Below are 21,098 nucleotides of genomic sequence, written 5' to 3'. Positions count from 1 at the left end.
GGTATAAAAATGCAAAATAATGTGTCCAATAATATAACAGCTAATAAGCCTTTATGGTTGAGTAACTTTGTTAGCACTTACCAACGTCTTTCGACCGATAACCTCGAGTTGTTGTCGACTATCTACCATCAACATGTCACCTTCATTGATCCAATGCATCAAGTTGAAGGATTTGATGAACTTTATAAATATTTTGACAGCCTTTATCAAAATTTATCATCGTGTGTTTTTGTTATCGACAATGTTATTGCTGAAGGTGATGAAGCGGCTATTTATTGGAAAATGTCATATCAACATCATAAATTGAACAAAGGTCAGGTTGTTACTGTCTTCGGTACATCGCATATTAAGGGCAAAGACGATAAAGTTTTTTATCATAGAGATTACCTTGATTTAGGTGCTATGTTGTACGAACAGCTACCTTTTTTCGGTAAATTAACCAAGTGGATTAAAACTAAGGCAGCTAACTAATGTCTATTAAAACTATTTTAATCACGGGTGCAACGTCGGGCATTGGCTTAGCTTTATTTGAGAAATATGTAGCGCTTGGGCATCAAGTAATTGCCTGTGGTCGAGATGAAAAAAAATTATCTCTTTTATCGGCTAAAGCCTATAAAACTTATTTGTTTGATCTTAATGATGCTCAACGCATTGCACAGCAACTTGATGATGTTCCCCAAGTAGATCGGGTGATTTTAAATGCGGGTGATTGCCGTTATATTGATGATGCCAAGCATTTTGATGGTCAACTTTTTGCAGACATTATTTCAACAAACCTATCATCACTTGGTTGGCTACTGCAATTTACCTTACCCAAAATTAATGATGGCGGGCAGGTTGTTTTTATTAGCTCGAGTGCAACGATATTACCTTTTCCAAGAAGTGAAGCTTATGGCGCATCAAAAGCAGGTATGGATTATTTAGCTGATAGTTTGCGGTTAGACCTAGCTGAGCAGAATATTAGTGTCACCCTAGTACACCCTGGTTTTGTAAAAACAGCGTTAACTGACAAAAATGATTTTGAAATGCCGTTTCTTATTACGAGTGACGAGGCTGCTTCAAGGATTATTGTTGGTATTGATAAGCGCAAAAATTATCTGCATTTTCCAAAACGATTAACATTGTTATTAAAACTATTATCTTTTCTCCCATCATCTGTATGGCAAAGAATTATTTCAAGGAAGCATAACGCATGAAGCATATTGCAATCATAGGTTCAGGTATTTCAGGCTTAACGGCTGCTTATCTTTTGTCGAAAAAAAATCATGTTACCGTATTTGAAAAAAATGACAGGATCGGCGGACACACGGCGACAGTCGATATAGAAAAAAATGGTCAATCGTTTGCAATCGACACAGGTTTTATTGTGTTCAATGATAAAACGTATCCTAATTTTTTAGCCCTATTATCAGAAATAGGTATCGGAAAACAAGCAACAGAAATGAGCTTCTCAGTGCATAACTGCCAAACAGGCATGGAATATAATGGGCACAATTTAAATACCTTGTTTGCGCAACGACGCAATTTATTTAGACCTAAATTCTGGGGCTTAGTAAAAGAAATACTGCGTTTTAATAAACAATGCAAAGCAATATTTGACTCGCAAAATTACCAAGATGGTATGACGTTAGGTCAATTTTTAACAGAGAACAATTTTAGTGATTTTTTTGCTGAACATTATATTTTGCCTATGGGCGCTGCTATTTGGTCTAGCTCTTTATCACAAATGGAAGATTTTGAATTCAGGTTCTTTGTACAATTTTTCCATAATCATGGTTTATTAAATATTGCAGATAGACCGCAATGGTATGTTATCCCAAAAGGCTCTCGTAGTTATTTAAAACCGTTATGTCAGCCATTTGAAAATAACATTAAGTTAAATGCTGATATAAGTGGTATTACTCGCAGTGATAACAAAGTACATTTGCATTTTAACCAAGACCCGAGCGAAAGTTTTGATGATGTTGTCATCGCTTGTCATTCAGACGAAGCCTTAGCATTATTAAATGATGCCACAGAAGACGAAACAGCGATTTTATCGGCAATGCCTTACAGTGAAAACTCCGTTATTCTTCATACAGATAAAACGTTATTACCCAAACGTGAAAAAGCTTGGGCCAGTTGGAATTACCAATTAAGTCAAGATCGCAGTAAAGCCGCAAGTGTTACTTATAATATGAACATCTTACAAGGTATTGAAAGTGAGAATACTTTCTGTGTCACGCTTAATCAAAAAGAAGATATCGACCCTAACTTAATTTTGAGAGAATTTACTTACCATCATCCTATTTTCTCAAGCGAATCTATTCAAGCTCAACAGCAAAGAGATAAAATATGCGGTATTAATCAGACCCATTTTGCTGGCGCATATTGGCATAGCGGCTTTCATGAAGATGGTGTAAGAAGTGCTATTGAAGTCGCCAAACGATTTGGCTGTTCATTAGAACAATAGTGGTTAAGGTTAAAGTTTCAGTTTTTAAAGAGAAAAAATGACCATAAAATTCAGCGAAAGCAAAATTTATTTAGGCAATATTGTTCATCGACGATTAATCCCCAAAAAGCATAGTTTTAACTATACTTTGTATATGTTAGCACTGGACGTTTCAGAAGTTGAAAATGCTAAAGAAGGGGTGGGTTTATTTGGTTTTTCATGGTTCCATCCACTACGATTTGTTGAAAAAGATTATCTCAGAAGTGAACCATATGGATTAAAGCAACGTATAACCAATAAAGTCATGCAGTTAAATGGCCATTCAGATATCAACCGAATCGTTATGTTGGTGCAAGTACGTTGCTTTGGAATCTATTTTAGTCCGGCCAATTTTTATTTTTGTTATGACAAAGATGATAGATGTACACAAATGCTTGCTGAAGTGAGTAATACACCTTGGAATGAAAGGCATTATTATTTAGTGGATTTGCTTGATAAAGCTAAACAGGTGAATGAGAAGGTTTTTCAAGTATCACCGTTTATGGATTTAGATATGTCTTATTATTGGCAGGTTAGAGCGCCTAATAAAGAGAGTAATAAACTCGTAATAAACATTGAGAATAAACGTACAAATAAACTTAATGGCAAAGTAGACAAGTTGTTTGATGTAAATTTAAACTTGGAAAAACAATCACTTAGTCAACGTAACTTATTACGTGTGTGGTGTCAGCTACCAATGATGACTATCAAGGTTGTCTCAGGCATTTATTGGCAAGCACTAAAGTTATTTGTTAAACGTATACCGTTTATTGGTTATCAAAAAAAATAGTTATAAAACTGTAAAATATTAGGAGTATGAAATGGAACAAGTTGAAGGTGTTAGCGTATTGAAAGAAGCTACTTGGTTAGATCAGCGCTGTCGCTCAATTGTTTATTCTATTCTTGATAAGCTTACCTACGGACAATTAGAAATAGTTGAAGGATCAAAGCATCATCTTTTCCCTGAAACGGCAAGTAACCCTGATATACATGGTAAAATTCATATTCATGATATGAGTGTTTATCAAGATTTTGTTAAAGGCGGTAGTATTGGGGTTGCAGAATCCTTTATCGATGGTAAATGGAGCAGTCCTAACCTAACCAATGTTATCCGTATTTTTGCTAAAGCACAGCAGTTAACCGATTCATTAGAAGCAAAAAAGTCTTGGTCGAATAAACTAAAAAATGCTTTTTTTCATTGGCAAAACCGTAATACACAATCAGGATCGAAGCGTAATATTTTAGCGCATTACGATTTAGGTAATGAGTTATATACACGATTTTTAGATCCTAAAATGATGTATTCTTCAGCTATCTATCCAACAGAAAACAGTTCTTTAGAAGAAGCACAGTCTTATAAATTACAAACTATTTGTGATCGTCTTTCGCTAGAAAAAACCGACCACTTATTAGAAATAGGCACAGGTTGGGGCGGTTTAGCTATTTATGCAGCACAGCATTATGGTTGTAAAGTAACTACGACAACGATATCTGATGCACAATATGCATATGCTGAAGCGCGTATTAAAGAGCTAGGATTAGCAGAGCAAATTACCTTATTAAAAAAAGACTATCGTGATTTAACTGGTTCATTTGATAAAGTTGTTTCAATTGAGATGATTGAAGCGGTTGGATATGAATTTTTACCTAGCTTTTTCAAGCAGTGTAATGATCGACTAAAACCAGGTGGAAAACTGCTTATTCAAGCGATAACTATTGCCGACCAACGCTTTGAGTCATACAAAAGTAATGTCGACTTTATACAAAAATATATTTTCCCTGGCGGTTTCTTACCCTCTATCAATATATTAAGTCAGCACATATCTCAACATAGTGAATTAGTCATGGAAAGCTTAAATGATATTGGGCTTGATTATGCTAAAACATTAAATGATTGGCGTAAAAACTTTATTGCATCATGGTCTGACTTAAAACCATATGGTTATGATGAAACCTTTAAACGTTTATGGTTATATTATTTTGCTTACTGTGAAGGGGCTTTTTTAGAGCGCTCTACCAGTACTGTTCATTTAGTTGCAAGAAAATAGTGCTTATTAATAATGATGAATATTTCACTGCTATTTTTTATTTTAATCAATCTATATTGAGCTGATTACAATAAAAAATAATTAGATCTTTGTTTATTAAACATTGTGTTATGTCTTTTATTAGTATATTTATAAGACAGTGTGTTTAACTTATCTCGAAGGTTGGAAGTGTTATATGATTAGTAAATGGAAAATTGAAAATCAATTAAATGGCGTAGTACTATCACTTACTCTTATTGCTTTTGTTGTTGTGGCAGTTGTTAATTATTATGTAGCAGAAAGAGAAGTAAAACACAGCACAGAATCAAGTATTAAAGCGCAACTACTCAGTAGCGCAAATCTTCTTGTACCTGCTTTTGAGTTAAATCTAAAGGCAACTCAACAGCTAGCGGAACAATTAACCGTAGAAATAAAGCCGGATCTTACGGTATCTTCAGAAGTCATTTCAGTTAAGGGTGAAGAGCTACCAAGTTTATATTTAAATGGAGAGCTATTGGCCGGTAAGTTTGAGCTGATTGATCAATTAACAAAAAAATATGAAATGCCGATCACCATTTTTCAGAAAACTAAAGATGATGACTTTATTCGTATTTCAACGTCTTTATTGAAAGCTAATGGCGAAAGAGCCTTTGGTACAAAGTTGGGGAAAAATAAACACCCTGGTTATAGCCAATTGATTTCAGGGAATGATTATTATGGTATGGCTAGTTTATTCGGTTCAAATTATGTCACCGCCTATATCCCCTTAAAGATAGATTCGAGTGATGTGAATGTTATTGTGTTTGCAGGGCTTAAAGTAACTAAAACATTAGAATCTATTAATAAAGCTATTACTGCATACTCGGTGAATAGTATTGGAGATATGCACCTTATTGATTCGAAAAAAATCTTGATCAGCTCTCAGCCAGAGCCTAATGATTTTGCCCAAATACAAACAGAAATTAATATGGGAAAATCAAGTGATTTTAACATTAATGGGAACAACATTTATTACCAGCATATAAATGGTTATAACTGGGCTTTGTTGATTATTGTTCCTGAAAAACAAATGACAATAATGGCAACTTCATTAGGTAAAGAAACAGGTTTAGTGGCGTTAGTTGCCATGGTGCTTATCGCTTTTTCACTTAAAATAGTGACCAAAATAATATTTAAAGACTTCAAACAAACTTTTCATGCTTTAGATCGGCTTGGTGCTGGTCAAGTCAGCAACTTGAATTTGGAATATAATAAAGACTCGAAAAAAGAAACAGACATACTATTGTGTTCAGTTGATGATATGGCTAACAAAATAGATCAGCTGATTTGTAAAGTTAAAGAAAATGCATCTCTAACTTATGACACAGCGAGTCATATACTTAAACGCTCGACCAATCATCAAGATGCAAATAAAGATGTAATGGAACGGGTTATTTCTATCGCTGCGGCAGTAGAAGAGCTTACAGCATCAATTGCTGATGTATCGGCACGCACAGAAGAGGCTGCTACCGCTAGTTCAGCAGCAACAAACTTATCAACGTCAGTTGTTGAAACAATGAATAACTTATCTAGTAATATTAATAAAACAAAGGTGAGTGTGGAAGCCTCTGTTGTTTCTATGGATGAGTTATCAGAAAGTGCAGCTAGGATTAAAACCGTAGTCGATCAAATTAACAGTATTGCAGAGCAAACAAATCTATTAGCCTTAAATGCCGCTATTGAAGCAGCAAGGGCTGGAGATTCGGGACGAGGATTTAGTGTTGTTGCTGATGAGGTTAGGCAACTAGCACAACGAACTCAATCGAATGTTGTTGATATAAAAGATGTGCTTGATGGGTTAGCAAATAATACCTTAACCATGGTTGAAAATATTAATAATGTTTCAACTGCTATTCTCGATGTTGAATCAGCAACTACAAAAACTGTTTCTCAATTTGAACTGGTAAATAACGATATAGGTAGTGTTAATATTCAGTTATCATCCATTGCCGCTTCTGCAACTCAGCAAAGTGCTGTTACAAATGAAATAGCTGAAATGCAATGTATTTTAAATAGCTCTGTAGAGTTAGCGACTGAGATTTCAGGCGAAGTATTAGCTTCTGCAGAAGATATAACAGTACAATCTCAGGCATTAAAGGAAACTGCTTCTGTGTTTAACTAGTACTTAATCACAGCACTAACACACTATGTTATCCTGCTTTCAATTATTGATGTTAACCAATGCTTAAAAGGAACGTTGTATAGTCTGAATGCGTCTAGCGACATAGGTATGGTTACGCAATTTAACGAAATATTTGACTAAACCAAACATATCTAGCTGCGTTGAATGACTAAACTCATTGGTTTACGTTTTGTTATTTTGTCTGCCTGGTAAGCTTATTATGTTTTAATTGAGGCAGTAAATTAATTGCACTACCTCAATATTACAATCAATACTTATGCATAAGGAACGTTCAATTATCCATTATCTTTATTGATCCAATTATCCCTAATTTTAAGCCATGACTTATATTCTTTTTCACTATAACCACATGATAAAAATAACATTTTAACTTTACCTTTATCAACGAATTTATCTATGGCTGAATCAAGGCGTTTAGCAATATTGATTACTCGCGGGGTTTTATTGTAAATAGTATGAATTGTTTTTGTCACTAAAGCGGGTTGCATTGGGTAAATACAGCTGTTGTTAAGCTTTGGGGTTTGTCTCAGGTTGCAATGTTTATTAGCAAGTGATTCTGTAAATATTGCGTATTGCAATTTACCTTTAATTAATAAATCAAATACTTTCTCAGAACTACTCTTATGATAAATATTCGTAAAACCAATTTCTTGAGCTATTTGCTCGGCGAATGATTTCGTGGTGACCCCAACGATGTCTTGGTGTTTATTAATATCTTTAAGCGTTAGGCTATGTGGCTTTTGAGAATATAAATAAAGGTTATCGATTGTTAAAGGCTGACTATAATAACTAAAATTTTCACGTTCTGCGGAATAATACACACCTATTAATGCATCCAGTTTTTTTTCTTTAATAAAATTCAACCCTCTTAACCATAAATCTTCTTTTGCATCTAACGTAATGCCTTCACTTTCAGCCGCTAATTTTAGCAGTAGCCAATTAAGCTTGTATGATCGTGATAATTTTAAATGATCGTCATGATTTACATATAAAGCAACTGATAAGGTTTCAGCAAAACTAAGGAGGGGGAAAAGGAATAGAAAAATAAATAATTTCATAAAAAATAAGCTAGTTGAATGTTAGGGTCAGTTGGTAAAGGTCTAATATAAATAGACGCGTTATGTACCTATTTTTTATTTTATTAAACATCACAACATAGTTGTTGGATTTACATTATATTATAAAAAATATAATAATTTCAGTTTTATCAGGCTAAAAATACAGTAGTATATTTTTAGCCTTCATATAGATCAATCTATTAGCAATTCAAGTGGAGACAAAGTAGAAATACGATGCCTTATCGATGAAGTGGATACTTTATTTTCTGTTAAATTTTAAAGTAAGCAATCTGAGTTTTTAATTGGCATGCTAAGTCGTTTAAAGAATGAGCAACATTGTTGTTTTTCTCTAATGAACTACTTGATGTATCAGCCATATCGGTAACACTTTTCATACCTTCATATAAATCGTCGATAACAATAATTTGCTCGTTGGAGCCACTGACCACTTTTTTCACATTCAATAACGAATCATTTGCTTTATTTTCTATTTCTTTTAGAAGCTCAACGGAACTAACGCCTAGGGCAAGGCCTCTTTCAATTTTAGGTAGCGTTGATTGCATCGCAACAACCGAATCTGCAGTTTCTTGTGTTATTTCAGTTAACATTGATTCAATTTCTGCGGTGGCAGAGCCAGTACTTTGTGCTAATGTTCTTACTTCATCGGCAACTACGGCAAATCCTCGGCCTGATTCTCCAGCTCTTGCTGCTTCAATGGCAGCATTTAATGCTAATAAGTTTGTTTGATCAGAAATACCGCTAATAACAGCAATAATACCGCTGATATCTTTGGTTCGTTGTTCTAATTTTTGTAACTTATCAAGGGCAACACTAACCGTTTCTAATACCATTTTAATTTCTGTTGCCGTTGCATTCACTGATTCACTACCTGCGGTACATGAATCTAAGGTTTCTGTAGAATTTCTTTCTGTTTGCACAAGCAACTCAGAGACAGCATATGTTTTCTCTCTCATATCGTTCAAATTATTGGTGGCTGCTGTCGTATATTCCCTTTGTTGTTGTACTAAAGACAATACTTCAGAAGAGCCCAGTGAAACAATATCAGTTTGTACATTCATATCGGTAGCAGCATTAGCAATATTACACATTATTGTTCTTAATTGGTTTTGTGTTTTTTGCAAAGAATATAAAACACTATTCTCATGTTTTGCTCTGATCTCTTGAGTTAAGTCACCTTCGGCAACTTTATACAATAATTTTGCTACATCTCTAGGTTCACCATCGAGCGAAACTTTTAAAGCTTTTGTTATACGGTAAACAATTATTCCGCTAATAAGGAAGGCTACTCCTGTTAACGCTAGCATAAGCCCTGCAAAACTTTCAGCAGTTTCCTTTACAAGAGCGGTTGCTTCTTTATTTTCTACTTCTTGGTAATCAATAAACTGATTAATTGCAGCTAACCATTGAGTAAAAGCAGGTCTTACTGACTCAAGCAAGATGAATTCAGCTTCTTTTTGATTACCGGCCTCTATCGCTGCAATAACATCACGCACTAACGGCATGGTGTTTTTTTCTATACGCTTAATTTTGTCTAGGATGATTGCTTCTTCAGGCATTGAGTTATTTATCATCATGTTATCAAGGGGAATTTTTGAGTCATTATAAAAAGTTTCTAAACGTTTTATATTACCTAAGGTATTTTGCAGGTCATTGTCATTGTTAATTAAAACGACATCACGAATTGCAATAGATCTATCATGAACACTACCCCGAAAATTAATGGCGTAACGTTGTTTCATTGAATTCTTATCGGTTATTAAGGTCATCGATTCATCAATAGTATTAACACTGCTAATACCGACGATAGTAATAATAATCATCATGAAAAGGACGATGCCAAAGCCCATCATAAGACGAAATTGTACAGTAGTACGAGTATAAAAATCAGCCATATATTTTCCTGAAATAGATTTTTTAAGTATATTAAACTGAATTTTTAATACCTTAAGAACATCTCAATAGTATAATCAAGATAGCAAAATAAGCTACAGTAACTGCAAATAAATACAACTATTTATCAGGTTGTCGTTGATTAGATGCTAAAACATTAATCTCTGTGAGTTATGTTAAAGTAACGGGATATTGTTTCGGCTCTTAGCCGAGTTATTTTAATGTTATCACTTGCTTAATGAAATTTACCATAATTACCTTCTGCTCCGAACGTCAATATCTTATACTACGCAGTCATCATTACTGAGACTTATATGACAAATAAACAACTACTACCTTTATTGATCTTAATGGTTATTTTTAGCCCGTTAGCTATCGATATCTTTTTACCTGCTTTACCTATTATGGCTAAAGAGTTTGTTGTGCCAATGACACAAATTCAGTGGAGCGTAACAATATTCATTTTAAGTCTGGGTTTTGGCCAGTTAATAAGTGGTCCCCTAGCAGATCGCTATGGTCGTCGTCCCGTTGCTATGGGCGGCATACTTATTTATGGTTTGGCGTCACTTATTTCTGCTTATGCCGATAGCTTAACCTTTTTTCTTATTGGACGTTTATTACAAGGTGTTGGTGCATGTGCGATAGTTGTCTCAGCTTTTGCTAGTGTACGTGACAAATACAATGCAATAGAAAGTGGTGTTATGTATTCTTATTTAAATAGTGCAATTTGTTGTATTCCGGCACTGGCACCATTATTAGGAAATTTCCTGACAGAGTCTTTTGGCTGGCGTAGTAATTTTGAATTTATGACAGGCTACGCTATCTTTGCTGGTGTTATTTTGTATTTTACGCTTAAAGAAACCAGACCAGAGCAGACCGCAAAACATAAACATCTTTTTAATCTGACGCATTTTATACCCGTGTTGAAACACCCTGTATTTTTGTTTAATGCTTTGGTGGTGATGTTATCAATGGCGATTATTATTGCTTATGTCAGTAGTTCGCCGGCGTGGTTGATTGTAAGGTTAGGTTTAGATCAGCAAAGCTTTGTCTTTTGGTTTAGTTTAAATGCTGTCATTAATATTGTTGCTTGTTTTCTCGCGCCTCGAGTTTTAATTAAATTTGGCGCAAGAATAACCATAGGTTTGGGTATGGTGTTATTAAGTATTGCAGGTTTGTTAATGCTAGCTTTATTGGATTTTCAAACACCTATTGCCTTTATGCTGCCAATAATGGTTAGCTCACTTGGCTTTTCAGTATTAATGGGAGCTTGTGCAGGGCAAGCACTGGCACCTTTTGGTGAAAAAGCAGGTTCAGCATCAGCATTATTAGGCTTTGTACAAATGAGTGGCTCAGCCGTTATTGTTTATTTATTACAATTATTGCCTTTAAATGAAGCCGAACAATTAGCCTGGTTGATGCTGACCATTATACCTGTGTACGTTATATGGAAGTTACCCCGAGTGAAAACCCATATAATGCTAGATAATTAAGCGTTTCAGTATTGATATAACTGATTTCAGGTTTATAGCGCACAACCTGAACTCGGTTTAATCAATCTACTTATTTGCTGATATCCATTGTTCACTATTGGCACCAACAACACACTCACCATTATCTCGCATGGCTAAACGCAACATACAACGTTTAGTGACATCAGAGAAGTTTTCCTCTGGTAAAAATCTCACTGAATCTACTAAGGCTCTACAATGTAAAGCGGTTTGCTCGTTTAAAGTATAATAAACCCACTTACCTTGTTTGGTTGGGGTGATTAAACCAGCTTTGTGCAGCATTTTTAGATTGCGAGAAACGTTATATTGCGTGTCACCAATAACATCCATAGCTTCAGCAACATTAATCCTCTGATCTATATGTACTAAAAGCCAAAACAAACGTAGTCGAGTGGGGTCTGATAAAGCTTTTAGTGCATCAATATACTTCTCATCCATCAGTTAATAACCTTTCTGATTGCGTTAAAATAATATAAAGCCATTATACCAACTCCAACAGAAAGGCTACATCGAAATTTATTTACTGACTTGTTTACACTAGGTATTGAAAGATCACGCCACCAAGAATAGCAGTAGTAAGTACAATAAAAACAAATGCTATTACGGCTTTTCTTTTTAGCACAGCAGACACAAGCGCGATTTCAGGCAGACTGGCACCTGTACCACCAATAATCAATGCTAAAGCTGGGCCTAAGGCCATTCCCTTAAGAATAAGAACACTTAATAAGGGGATTGCCATCTCAATACGTAAGTAAAGTGGCACACCAATAACAGCAGCGATTATAATTGATTGTAAATCACCTCCGCCAACATATTTTTCCACTAATTCTGCTGGTAAATACGCAGCAGACAAACCACTAATTAGTGCACCTAATAATACATAAGGCACGATCTTTTTGAATAAGGCTAATGCGAATCGCAATGCTTTGTGGATTTTTGATGGTTCAACTGACTCCATAACCAGAGTTGCAGATGAATCACAATTCATATTTATTGAATTAATCGATGGCTGTGTTTTTGATTGAGTAGCACAACTAGTTGAAGTAGGGCTAGTTGCAGCACATGCACTCGATGTTTGAACTGCTCCACCACAACTAGGCTGTGATGTAGGTCCTTCTAATTCTTCACCGCGTTTGATCTCATTTCGCCAAGGCGATTTAGAAATCAACCATCCACCTAAAACAGCTGCAGTAAATGTGATGACTAAATAAATAACTGTGATTTTTAAGCCAAAGGTTGCATAGATCATTGCTAATACGATGAAGTTACATAAAGGGGCTGAAATTAAAAAGCTTAATACTGTACCTAGTGAAGCGCCCATGGATGCCATGCCCATTGTAACGGGTACCACAGCTGCACTGCAGAAAGGGGTTAACATACCAAAGCTTGCGCCAAGTAATGATCCCCATTTTTCATGTTTAGTTAATTTTTTCTGTAGCTTATCTTGCGGAATGTATTCACGCATAAATCCGGTAAGAATAGAAACAACAGCAATAATAAGGACTAAAGCGCCTCCAACATGAGTAAACTCATTTAGCGCAATCATTAATTTTTCAGTATTCAAAACATTATCTCAAGTAATTGTGTAAATTGAACTACAAGATAATCACATATGCGCATTTATGCAAGTATTATTTTTGTTACTAAATACTGTTAGTGAATATATGTTTTCAACTGTTATTACTGATATTATTTAAAGTCTATTGTAGAAAGAAGTAGCCAGTTAAAAGTAATATGCTTTAGTTAATAGGCGTAGAGTCATTTGAAAATGGCCATATTGCTACTTTAATAGCTTAATGCTATTTGAGTAACTTAAATCTTATAGCATTTAATCGTAATTATACGCCGCTTGGTCGTTTACTTCTGTGTAATTTGGTATAAGTAGTTACTCTTATAATTTGAGAGTTTGACGATAAACTAACAGGGCTTGCGAGCCTGTTTTATCTTCTTTTGCCAGTATTAAGTTATGTTGTATTTACAGCTTCAGGTAAGTGTCATTGAGATTTATCGTTTGCGTCAATGTTAGTTTAAATTTATAGGTTGGAATGAACATTAGTAACCATTTGTCACACTTGTTAACGCAATGGTATCCCAATAAGGATAATTGCGATTGGGTTTTAGCGACTATTTATAAAACGGAAGGCCCTTGTTATCGAAAAGCAGGGGCTATGATGTTATTTAGTAGTCAAGGTCATCAATTAGGTATGTTAAGTGGTGGCTGTTTAGAGTCTGATATTGCCGTTACTGCACGTAAAGTCATGCAAACGGGTGTAACAAAGCTATTGTGTTATGACGGCTCTGATGAAGATGATATGTCATTCCATTTAGGCATTGGTTGTGGTGGTACTATTTATATCATGTTGCAGCAGATTCATGCTGATAATGACTATTTGTCGTTAATTGATGTTTATGAAGCACTTAATAACCGTACTTCGGGTTACTTTTATCAGCGTATTGTTGACGATAATACTGATGGAAAAGCGTATTTTGAAGCTAAGTGTGTTACTGATATAGCTGAAACAGCTACGCTTATTTCAGCATCAAGCTTGACCGAAACAAACTTTGTTGCACCAAAAAATGAAAGCAAGACCAATAATATACTTATTAAAGACAGGGCGACTTGGTTAGCGACGCCTATTACTCCTGAGCCGCATTTACTTATTGTTGGCGGTGGAATTGATGCTAGACCTTTAGTTAATATGGCAAAGCAGTTAGGTTGGCAAGTTTCTTTATGGGATCCTCGCCCCGCAAATGCTCGAAAAGAATATTTTGCAAATGTTGATTATCTTATTAAAGGTGAGGCTGGCGTGTTAGCAACTTTTGTCGCTGATAAAAACGTTAATGCTGCGATTTTAATGAGCCATAATATAAGTATAGATGCACATGCATTACATGCTTTGGCACATTCAAGTTTACAATATATGGCTTTACTTGGCCCACAACATAGAAAGCAGCAAGTGATCATGCAAGCGAATATCAAAGAAACTATGTTACCTTTTGTATTTGCAGGTCCGGCGGGTCTTAATATTGGTGGCACATTGCCTGAAAGCATTGCATTGTCGATATTGGCTGAATGCCATGCAAATTTATTTAAACGCAATGCGCAATCATTTAGCCAAGTTTTATAACAGCTTTCACTGGCAATTAAATAATATCATCGATAATGTTTTTATAGTCTGTTATGTAAGAGTAGCCTTGTAGATGAACGGCATTAATGTTCGGTAATGTTGAATCTGGATTTGCTACGGCAAGTAAATGTTGTATACCAAATTCCTTAGCGCTATTTAAAATTGTTAAATTATCATCAACAAATAATGTTGAATCATTCTCAAATTTTAAGTCGGCTTGTAACTTTTGCCATAAAACTTGTGACTCTTTAGTTGCACCATAGCGGTGAGTTGAGATTAATACATCAATATGTTGATCTAAGGCTGTTCTTTCAACCTTGAGCGACAAACTATCGGGGTGAGCATTTGTTAATAATACCACTTGTTTATTCGCTGCTTTAAGCGCAGATAAAAAAGGTAATGTATCTGGGCGTAGCGCAATTTTATGCTGAATTTCTTTTTTTAACTCAACAATGGGTAAATCAAGTTTATCAGTCCAATAATCCAAACAATACCACTCAATTTCTCCGGCCACTTTACTGGTTTCAATATGTAAATATCGTTGAGCTTCAGCTAAGGAGACATTGTGTGCTTGGGCGTATTTAGATGGGATATGGTTATGCCAAAAAAAATTATCGAAATGTAAGTCTAATAAAGTACCGTCCATATCGAGCAGAACTAAGTTAATTTTTTCCCAATTGAGCATTTAGAGGTTCCATAATTGATGTTTATCGTGTCATTATAGCGTTATGTAGAACGAAATACGCAAGCTTATGATAGGGAAAAATAAATTACCAAAGATCAATAGTCGAAATCAAGTGGCAAAAAGTCGTTTATTTGCTATTGAACAGCTTGAACTAACTTTTAGTAATGGCGAAGAGCGCCAGTATGAACGAATGGTTGGCTCTGGAAATGGTGCGGTAATGATAGTACCTATGCTCGACGCTGATACTATATTATTAGTAAGAGAATATTGCGCAGGTACTCATAGTTATGAGTTAGGTTTTCCTAAAGGGTTAATTGATCCAGGAGAATCACCTGAAGAGGCTGCTAACCGTGAATTACAAGAAGAAATTTTTTATGGTAGCAAGCAATTAAACTTCCTCTCTCAAGTGATGATGGCTCCCGCTTTCTTTAACGCAAAAATGGATATCTTCGTTGCTAGTGATTTATATCCTTCAATGCTTGAAGGTGATGAACCTGAACCCTTAGATGTTGTTCCTTGGCCAATTAAAGACTATAAGGCGTTATTACGCCAACCTGATTTTCAAGAAGCTCGCAGTATCGCGGCCTTAATGTTATTAATTGATTACCTTTCCCCAAGCAAGTTATCCAATCAGGATTAGAGATATGAGCATGAGTGACGAAAAGCTATTAAATGTTGCCTTAGAAAGCGCTAAAAAAGCTGGCGTTGAGGTAATGAAGTATTATCGAGATCAGAGCTTTACTGCGAATATGAAGTCAGATAATAGCCCTGTTACGAGTGCTGATATAGCTTCTAATGATATCTTAATGGATCAACTTAAAACGTTAACGCCAGATATTCCAATTATTTCTGAAGAAGTTGGGGCCGTTCCGTTATCGCAGCGAAAAAACTGGCAACGATATTGGTTACTTGACCCTATTGATGGGACGGGGGAGTTTATTATTGGTAGCGGTGATTTTGCTGTAAATATCGCATTAATTGAGAATGGTTGGCCAAGTATTGGTGTTATTCATGCGCCTGATCATTGCCTAACTTATTACGGACAAAATAATTTAGGCGCTTTTAAGGAATGTAACCTTAAAACTAATAATAGTAGTCATCAAATTCATGTTGCAGAGTATCAAGAACCTCGTCGTATTAAAGTAGCCATTAGTAAACGTCAGCGGATAGAGTTAATGGGTCAGTACTTGAATAAAAACTTTGACTTTGAGCATGTTGCATTGGGTAGTTGTTCATTGAAAAACTGTTTAATTGCTGAAGGTGGAGCTGACTGCTACTTACGTATAGGTGTTACTGGTGAGTGGGATACAGGAGCTAGCCAATGTATTTTAGAGCAGGCGGGGGGCACTATTATCGACAGTGAGTTTAATCCTCTTACTTATAATAAAAGGGATAGCCTACTCAACCCTGACTTTCTTAGCTTAGGAAATCAAAACATTCCTTGGGAAGAAGTCATTAAAGCCCATCGAAAAATTTATAGCGATTAGTACTGGCGCTCAGGCTCTGCATAATTAACAGTAGTAATTATTTACGCTAGTGATTTATTGTCGCTATCCTGAACTTGGTTTAGGATCTCAATCGCTATAATGATCGTCGCAGATTAACTTTCTTCTTGTTTAAATTGATCACTTGGTAAAATATTAACACTTTCATGTAGTTCAGAGTAAACTAATACGGCACTACCTTGTTTTAACTGTAATTTTACCTGAGCTATTTTATTTGCTTTACTGGTATCGACAGCACCGTAGTCTGTGCCTTCACGTAAAATAAATTCTTCAATAATAGCATCTAGAGTATCTTCTTGAATTTGATCTAATGGAATAATCATTGGTTACTTTTGAGGAAGGTCGTACATTAAGAAAAGCTATTGTACGACATAAGCCTCGATTACTCTATCGATTAAAGAAACAGATTAGCATCCTGAAGTTAACGATTAAGAATCGTCACTAATATGTTTAATAAAGTAATAAACGTAAAATGCACAAATCCCCAATACAATAGCTAAGCCGCCAATAGAAAACATCACAACAGGATCATTCTTAAGCATAGTAATAAAATTCATAATTAACTCCTTATATTTATCATTAGGCTTAGTATAGTAAACCTCTAATATTTATAAGGTGATGTAGATCAATATAAATCGTTCTTTTTAGCCATTTCTGCTTTAATGGTTTGTTGCTCGATAATCTTACGGTAAATTTTATTCGCTTTTTCTACTGCTGCGTCTATTTTTACTCTAGATAGTTCTCGTTCATCAAGTATACGGCTAGTATTCGCATTAGGGTAACCATTCCAAGACGCGATGGTATTCCATACAAGCGACATTTCGGTACTTTTTTCTACGCCTTTGCCTTCACTATAAAGTAAGGCAAGGTTAAATTGTGCCAACGCGTGATTTTGATCTGCGGCATTTTTATACCAACGAGAGGCTTTGAAGTCATCTTGATCGACACCTGTACCATTTGCATACATAACGGCTAGATTAAACTGCGCACTTGCTAAACCTTTTTTGGCTGCTTTATAGGTTAATTGGTATGCTTTTTTTAAGTCTTGTTTAACTAGTTTACCTTCGGTATAAATTAAGGCTAGTTCGAATTGAGCATCAGAATCATTTTGCTCTGCAGCTAACTCAAATAATGCCAAAGCCTTCATACCATCTTTAGGAACGCCATAACCGTTTTGATAAACAAGTGCCATTTGATATTGTGCAGGTGCATAACCTTCAGCGACTAAAGGTCGAAATTGCTCAATAGCAGCATGAAATTCGCCACGGTTTAATTCGTAAATACCCTGTTCAAGATCATTACCTTGGCTTAGCGTAGAAAAACCACTTGCCAGTAAAAAAATAAATGTGCTTATATAATTTCGCATAACTTTTCTCTTTAATATTTTTTCATTAATAATAAGTGTTATTACATAACATAAAAACTGAACTCGGCTTAAATAAGTGTAGCTCAAATTTTTAATTTGAAGACATGATTTCTTCAATTTGCTCGGCTATTTCTAGCCAAAGCATTTCACTTTCTTCTATATTATCTTTTAAATTAGCCTGTAGCTTGAGTTGTGTTGTTAACTCTTTCTTGCGTTCAGCTTGATATATATCACTGTCACTAAGTAAAGCCTCTACTTGTGCTAACTCTTTTTGCCATTGAGCTATTTGTTTTTCTAACTTATCCGACTCTTTGCGTAATGGAGCAGACTTCTTACGTAATTCCGCTTGTTGTTGACGCAACTGTTTTTTGTCTAAGCCTTTATCTTCATTATCACTGTCATTAGACGTGTTTTCTATTTTATTATTAGTAAAGGTCTGTTTTTTGTCGTCGTTGAGCCATTGTTGATAATCATCAATATCTCCATTGAAGTCAATGACACTACCATTAGCCACCAAATAGAATTCATCAACACAAGATTCGAGTAAAAAGCGATCATGCGCTATTAAGATTATAGCGCCGCCAAAATCTTGCAATGCCATCACTAAAGCTTGTCGCATTTCTAAATCTAAATGGTTAGTAGGCTCATCGAGTAATAGTAGTTGTGGCTTCTCTAAAACAATAAGTGCTAATACTAAACGTGCTTTTTCACCACCAGACATATTAATAACAGCTTCAAGGGCTTGATCGCCACTAAAGCCAAACTTACCCAAAAAGCTTCTCGCTTGTGGTTCACCTAGTGCAGGCTTTGCACGAAGAATATGATCGACAGGGCTTGAACTAGCGTGTAATTGTTCTAATTGATGTTGAGAGAAATAACCTATTTTTAACTCTTGAGCACAATAACGTTCGCCATTAAGTAAGGCTATCTCACCGGCGAGTGATTTAATTAATGTGGATTTACCCGCGCCATTTCTACCTAATAAACCGATGCGACTACCAGGTACTAACGTTAAACCTACATCGTTAAGGATGATGGCTTCAGTGCTATAGCCACACTGACTCTCAGTGAGAGACAGTAATGGGTAAGGTAAGTTGTCTGGTTGTTCAAAATTAAAAGTAAATTGGCTGTCAACATGTGCAGGCGCTAAATTTGGTAGCTTTTCTAAACGTTTTAAACGACTTTGCGCCTGTTTAGCTTTACTGGCTTTGGCTCTAAATCTATCAACAAAGGCCGTTAAGTTGGCTGCTTCTTTTTGCTGTTTCTGAAACTGTACATCTTGTTGGGCTAAATGTTCAGCACGTTGTCTTTCAAAAGAGGTGTAATTACCGCTATAAAGCTTGGCGCGTTGGTGTTCAATATGTAAAATTTGATTAATCACCGTATCAAGAAAATCACGATCATGCGAAATAAGTACTAGGGTGCCAGTAAAACGTTTCAACCAGCGTTGTAGCCAAATAACGGCGTCTAAATCCAAATGGTTGGTTGGTTCATCGAGCAGTAATAAATCAGCACGGCTTATTAATGCTTGCGCTAAGTTTAAACGCATTCGCCAACCACCCGAGAAATCTTTGACAGGATTGGTCAGTTGATTTTGTAAAAAGCCTAAACCATGTAATAACTCTCCAGCACGAGCAGGTAAGCTATAACCATGAATAGTATCTATTTTATTGATTAATATTGCTTCTAGGTTACCATCGTCATTGAGGCGCGCTTGCTCTAATTGCTGTTCTAGTTGGCGATATTCTTTGTCGCCATCCATTACATAGTCAAGGGCAGATTGCTCAAGAGACGGTGTTTCTTGCTTCACTGTTGCTATCGACCAACTGCTCGGTAAAGATAAATCTCCTGCATCAGGCGATAACTCTCCGAGTAAAGCGGCGAAAAGAGACGATTTACCACAGCCGTTACTGCCAACTAAGCCCACTTTATGGTTAGGATGTATAGTGAAACTAGAGGCTGTTATTAGGTTTTTTGCACCTCTGTCTAAGCTTAAATCGCTGGCGGTGATCAATGTTTTTTCCTTATATAAATCATGAGTGAAAAATAGCTAAAAGCGCTGATTATAAAATACCTGTGCATTGTCGCTTTTCCTGTTGCCACTATTCAAGGTAAAATAACGATTATCCAGATTATTTATTAGTTAAGTCATTTAAATAACTTATTAAGCAGGGCGATTACACATGAAAAAGCAGCAGAGAAAAAGATTTATTGCAGGGGCTATTTGCCCTAAATGTAAAGCGCAAGATACGTTAGCATTGACAAAAGAAGACGGTGTAGAAAAAGTGACTTGCGTTAGTTGTGGTGATCAAATGACACAAAGCGAGCCACAAGTTGAAGAAGTAGTACGTCAACATGAGCAAGTGATTGGTGTATTTAAACCTTAATAGGTTTGGTATTAAAAATAACGCTTGTTGGTTGCACAGGATGTGCATTCAATTCGAATTTTTACCAAAAAAAGAAAGGATTACTTAGAGGGCTAAAATAAATTTATACTATCTAGCCGTAAGTATTTCCTTTTAATGCTCTTTTTTATAATGCTCTTTTTTATAATGCTAGCGCAGCATTATTATTCAAACTTACAGTAAGTAGCTTGAAATTATTTTTGATATTTCAACCATTGAAGACTTACCTGTAAATTCAAATTTAACTTTACCAATCGCTGAAAAGTAAATTTCTAATTCAGAATCAAGATCGAACGTGCCTGATGTTTCAATAGAATACGCAACAATATTTTTGTAAGGTAATGAAGTGAAATCCTTTTTGCTGCCAGTAATCCCTTGCACATTAACGGCGATAATTCTTTTGCTGGTAAAAATAACGCCATCTCGCATTGATTTAAATGAATCAACTATTCTTTCATCATCTAACAGTAAATCATTTACTTTTTCTGCGTATTCAGCATTCTGCTTAAGTTTGAAAAAACCTTTATTATCGAAATCTATCATTGGATATCCTTTGTCATTAACACATGAGTTTAGTGATGTGTCATTGTTTGGTAAATATAAAATAAAGTTAACTCGAATAAACGGTAACGAGTCTTTGTATTTTTTGTCTGTAACAAGTATTCGCTGAAATTAGTATACGTTGGTATTAGGAAATTATCAGAGAGTATCGCCTTCTTCAAGCGAGAATAGCAAATCAATTATCGGCTGAAAAAATATAATAATACCACCTCACTAACTATGTGCTCATTTCTATTTGCTAAAATCACCAACTACATCGTTATTTATTTAATAATTATAACAACTAGTT

Annotated in this window: 21 protein-coding genes; 11 read left to right on the top strand and 10 right to left on the bottom strand. The window is 35.4% G+C overall.

Annotated elements, in window-relative coordinates:
- The first annotated feature begins 9 nt into the window (after positions 1 to 9).
- The 6 genes from Q4496_RS14650 (at position 10) to Q4496_RS14625 (ending at position 6,658) form a co-directional block, all read left to right on the top strand.
- Positions 10 to 471: a nuclear transport factor 2 family protein gene (locus tag Q4496_RS14650; RefSeq protein ID WP_215973925.1), complete on the top strand. Its 462-nt coding sequence runs from the start codon at positions 10 to 12 to the stop codon at positions 469 to 471.
- Complete coding sequence (locus tag Q4496_RS14645; protein ID WP_303610725.1) at positions 471 to 1,196, top strand: SDR family NAD(P)-dependent oxidoreductase; 726 nt, start codon at positions 471 to 473, stop codon at positions 1,194 to 1,196. Before Q4496_RS14650 ends, Q4496_RS14645 begins: the two co-directional genes overlap by 1 nt.
- On the top strand, positions 1,193 to 2,452 hold the full coding sequence (locus tag Q4496_RS14640) for an NAD(P)/FAD-dependent oxidoreductase (protein WP_303610724.1): 1,260 nt from the start codon (positions 1,193 to 1,195) through the stop codon (positions 2,450 to 2,452). The genes Q4496_RS14645 and Q4496_RS14640 overlap by 4 nt, the downstream gene beginning before the upstream one ends.
- A 37-nt stretch (positions 2,453 to 2,489) precedes the next feature.
- Positions 2,490 to 3,260, top strand: a complete 771-nt coding sequence (locus Q4496_RS14635; RefSeq protein ID WP_303610723.1) for a DUF1365 domain-containing protein — start codon at positions 2,490 to 2,492, stop codon at positions 3,258 to 3,260.
- 31 nt (positions 3,261 to 3,291) lie between these two features.
- Positions 3,292 to 4,518 (top strand): cyclopropane-fatty-acyl-phospholipid synthase family protein, encoded by a 1,227-nt coding sequence (locus tag Q4496_RS14630; RefSeq protein ID WP_215973921.1) that lies wholly within the window; start codon positions 3,292 to 3,294, stop codon positions 4,516 to 4,518.
- Between the two features lie 175 nt (positions 4,519 to 4,693).
- Positions 4,694 to 6,658: a methyl-accepting chemotaxis protein gene (locus tag Q4496_RS14625; protein WP_215973920.1), complete on the top strand. Its 1,965-nt coding sequence runs from the start codon at positions 4,694 to 4,696 to the stop codon at positions 6,656 to 6,658.
- Between the two features lie 296 nt (positions 6,659 to 6,954).
- Here the strand turns inward: Q4496_RS14625 and Q4496_RS14620 are convergent, their stop codons facing one another.
- Both Q4496_RS14620 and Q4496_RS14615 read right to left on the bottom strand, forming a co-directional pair.
- Positions 6,955 to 7,737, bottom strand: a complete 783-nt coding sequence (locus Q4496_RS14620; protein ID WP_215973919.1) for a transporter substrate-binding domain-containing protein — start codon at positions 7,735 to 7,737, stop codon at positions 6,955 to 6,957.
- A gap of 269 nt (positions 7,738 to 8,006) precedes the next feature.
- Complete coding sequence (locus Q4496_RS14615) at positions 8,007 to 9,650, bottom strand: methyl-accepting chemotaxis protein (RefSeq protein WP_215973918.1); 1,644 nt, start codon at positions 9,648 to 9,650, stop codon at positions 8,007 to 8,009.
- A gap of 312 nt (positions 9,651 to 9,962) precedes the next feature.
- Between Q4496_RS14615 and Q4496_RS14610 the strand changes: the two genes are divergently transcribed.
- The gene (locus tag Q4496_RS14610; protein ID WP_215973917.1) at positions 9,963 to 11,141 is read left to right on the top strand and encodes a multidrug effflux MFS transporter; all 1,179 of its coding nucleotides are present in this window, start codon (positions 9,963 to 9,965) and stop codon (positions 11,139 to 11,141) included.
- A gap of 66 nt (positions 11,142 to 11,207) precedes the next feature.
- Here Q4496_RS14610 and Q4496_RS14605 read toward each other — a convergent pair whose 3' ends face one another.
- Positions 11,208 to 11,597: a helix-turn-helix transcriptional regulator gene (locus Q4496_RS14605; RefSeq protein WP_215973916.1), complete on the bottom strand. Its 390-nt coding sequence runs from the start codon at positions 11,595 to 11,597 to the stop codon at positions 11,208 to 11,210.
- A 94-nt stretch (positions 11,598 to 11,691) separates the two neighbouring features.
- A complete protein-coding gene (locus Q4496_RS14600) occupies positions 11,692 to 12,723 on the bottom strand; it encodes a permease (RefSeq protein ID WP_252727608.1) in 1,032 nt (343 codons plus the stop codon).
- Positions 12,724 to 13,204: 481 nt separating this feature from the next.
- Here Q4496_RS14600 and Q4496_RS14595 point away from each other — a divergent pair, with 481 nt between their 5' ends.
- The gene (locus Q4496_RS14595) at positions 13,205 to 14,287 is read left to right on the top strand and encodes an XdhC family protein (protein WP_252727606.1); all 1,083 of its coding nucleotides are present in this window, start codon (positions 13,205 to 13,207) and stop codon (positions 14,285 to 14,287) included.
- Positions 14,288 to 14,303: 16 nt separating this feature from the next.
- On the opposite strand, the gene yrfG is transcribed toward Q4496_RS14595, so the two are convergent.
- Complete coding sequence (gene yrfG / locus Q4496_RS14590; RefSeq protein WP_303610722.1) at positions 14,304 to 14,972, bottom strand: GMP/IMP nucleotidase; 669 nt, start codon at positions 14,970 to 14,972, stop codon at positions 14,304 to 14,306.
- A 67-nt stretch (positions 14,973 to 15,039) separates the two neighbouring features.
- Here yrfG and nudE point away from each other — a divergent pair, with 67 nt between their 5' ends.
- Together nudE and cysQ are read left to right on the top strand one after the other, a co-directional pair.
- Positions 15,040 to 15,612, top strand: a complete 573-nt coding sequence (nudE, locus tag Q4496_RS14585; protein WP_215973914.1) for an ADP compounds hydrolase NudE — start codon at positions 15,040 to 15,042, stop codon at positions 15,610 to 15,612.
- A gap of 10 nt (positions 15,613 to 15,622) precedes the next feature.
- Positions 15,623 to 16,459, top strand: a complete 837-nt coding sequence (cysQ, locus tag Q4496_RS14580) for a 3'(2'),5'-bisphosphate nucleotidase CysQ (RefSeq protein WP_303610739.1) — start codon at positions 15,623 to 15,625, stop codon at positions 16,457 to 16,459.
- Positions 16,460 to 16,572: 113 nt separating this feature from the next.
- On the opposite strand, the gene Q4496_RS14575 is transcribed toward cysQ, so the two are convergent.
- The 4 genes from Q4496_RS14575 to Q4496_RS14560 form a co-directional block, all read right to left on the bottom strand.
- Positions 16,573 to 16,800, bottom strand: a complete 228-nt coding sequence (locus Q4496_RS14575) for a YheU family protein (RefSeq protein WP_215973913.1) — start codon at positions 16,798 to 16,800, stop codon at positions 16,573 to 16,575.
- A gap of 105 nt (positions 16,801 to 16,905) precedes the next feature.
- Complete coding sequence (locus Q4496_RS14570; RefSeq protein ID WP_215973912.1) at positions 16,906 to 17,034, bottom strand: DUF3149 domain-containing protein; 129 nt, start codon at positions 17,032 to 17,034, stop codon at positions 16,906 to 16,908.
- 68 nt (positions 17,035 to 17,102) lie between these two features.
- On the bottom strand, positions 17,103 to 17,843 hold the full coding sequence (locus Q4496_RS14565) for a tetratricopeptide repeat protein (RefSeq protein ID WP_215973911.1): 741 nt from the start codon (positions 17,841 to 17,843) through the stop codon (positions 17,103 to 17,105).
- Positions 17,844 to 17,934: 91 nt separating this feature from the next.
- On the bottom strand, positions 17,935 to 19,857 hold the full coding sequence (locus Q4496_RS14560; protein ID WP_215973910.1) for an ATP-binding cassette domain-containing protein: 1,923 nt from the start codon (positions 19,855 to 19,857) through the stop codon (positions 17,935 to 17,937).
- 169 nt (positions 19,858 to 20,026) lie between these two features.
- Here Q4496_RS14560 and Q4496_RS14555 point away from each other — a divergent pair, with 169 nt between their 5' ends.
- The gene (locus Q4496_RS14555) at positions 20,027 to 20,230 is read left to right on the top strand and encodes a YheV family putative zinc ribbon protein (RefSeq protein ID WP_159821828.1); all 204 of its coding nucleotides are present in this window, start codon (positions 20,027 to 20,029) and stop codon (positions 20,228 to 20,230) included.
- Between the two features lie 192 nt (positions 20,231 to 20,422).
- Here the strand turns inward: Q4496_RS14555 and Q4496_RS14550 are convergent, their stop codons facing one another.
- On the bottom strand, positions 20,423 to 20,791 hold the full coding sequence (locus Q4496_RS14550) for a PH domain-containing protein (RefSeq protein ID WP_159821826.1): 369 nt from the start codon (positions 20,789 to 20,791) through the stop codon (positions 20,423 to 20,425).
- Positions 20,792 to 21,098: the final 307 nt, after the last annotated feature.

Source organism: Colwellia sp. 5_MG-2023 (assembly GCF_030547795.1).
Classification (GTDB): domain Bacteria; phylum Pseudomonadota; class Gammaproteobacteria; order Enterobacterales; family Alteromonadaceae; genus Colwellia.
This window is presented reverse-complemented; position numbering and strand designations above follow the sequence as displayed.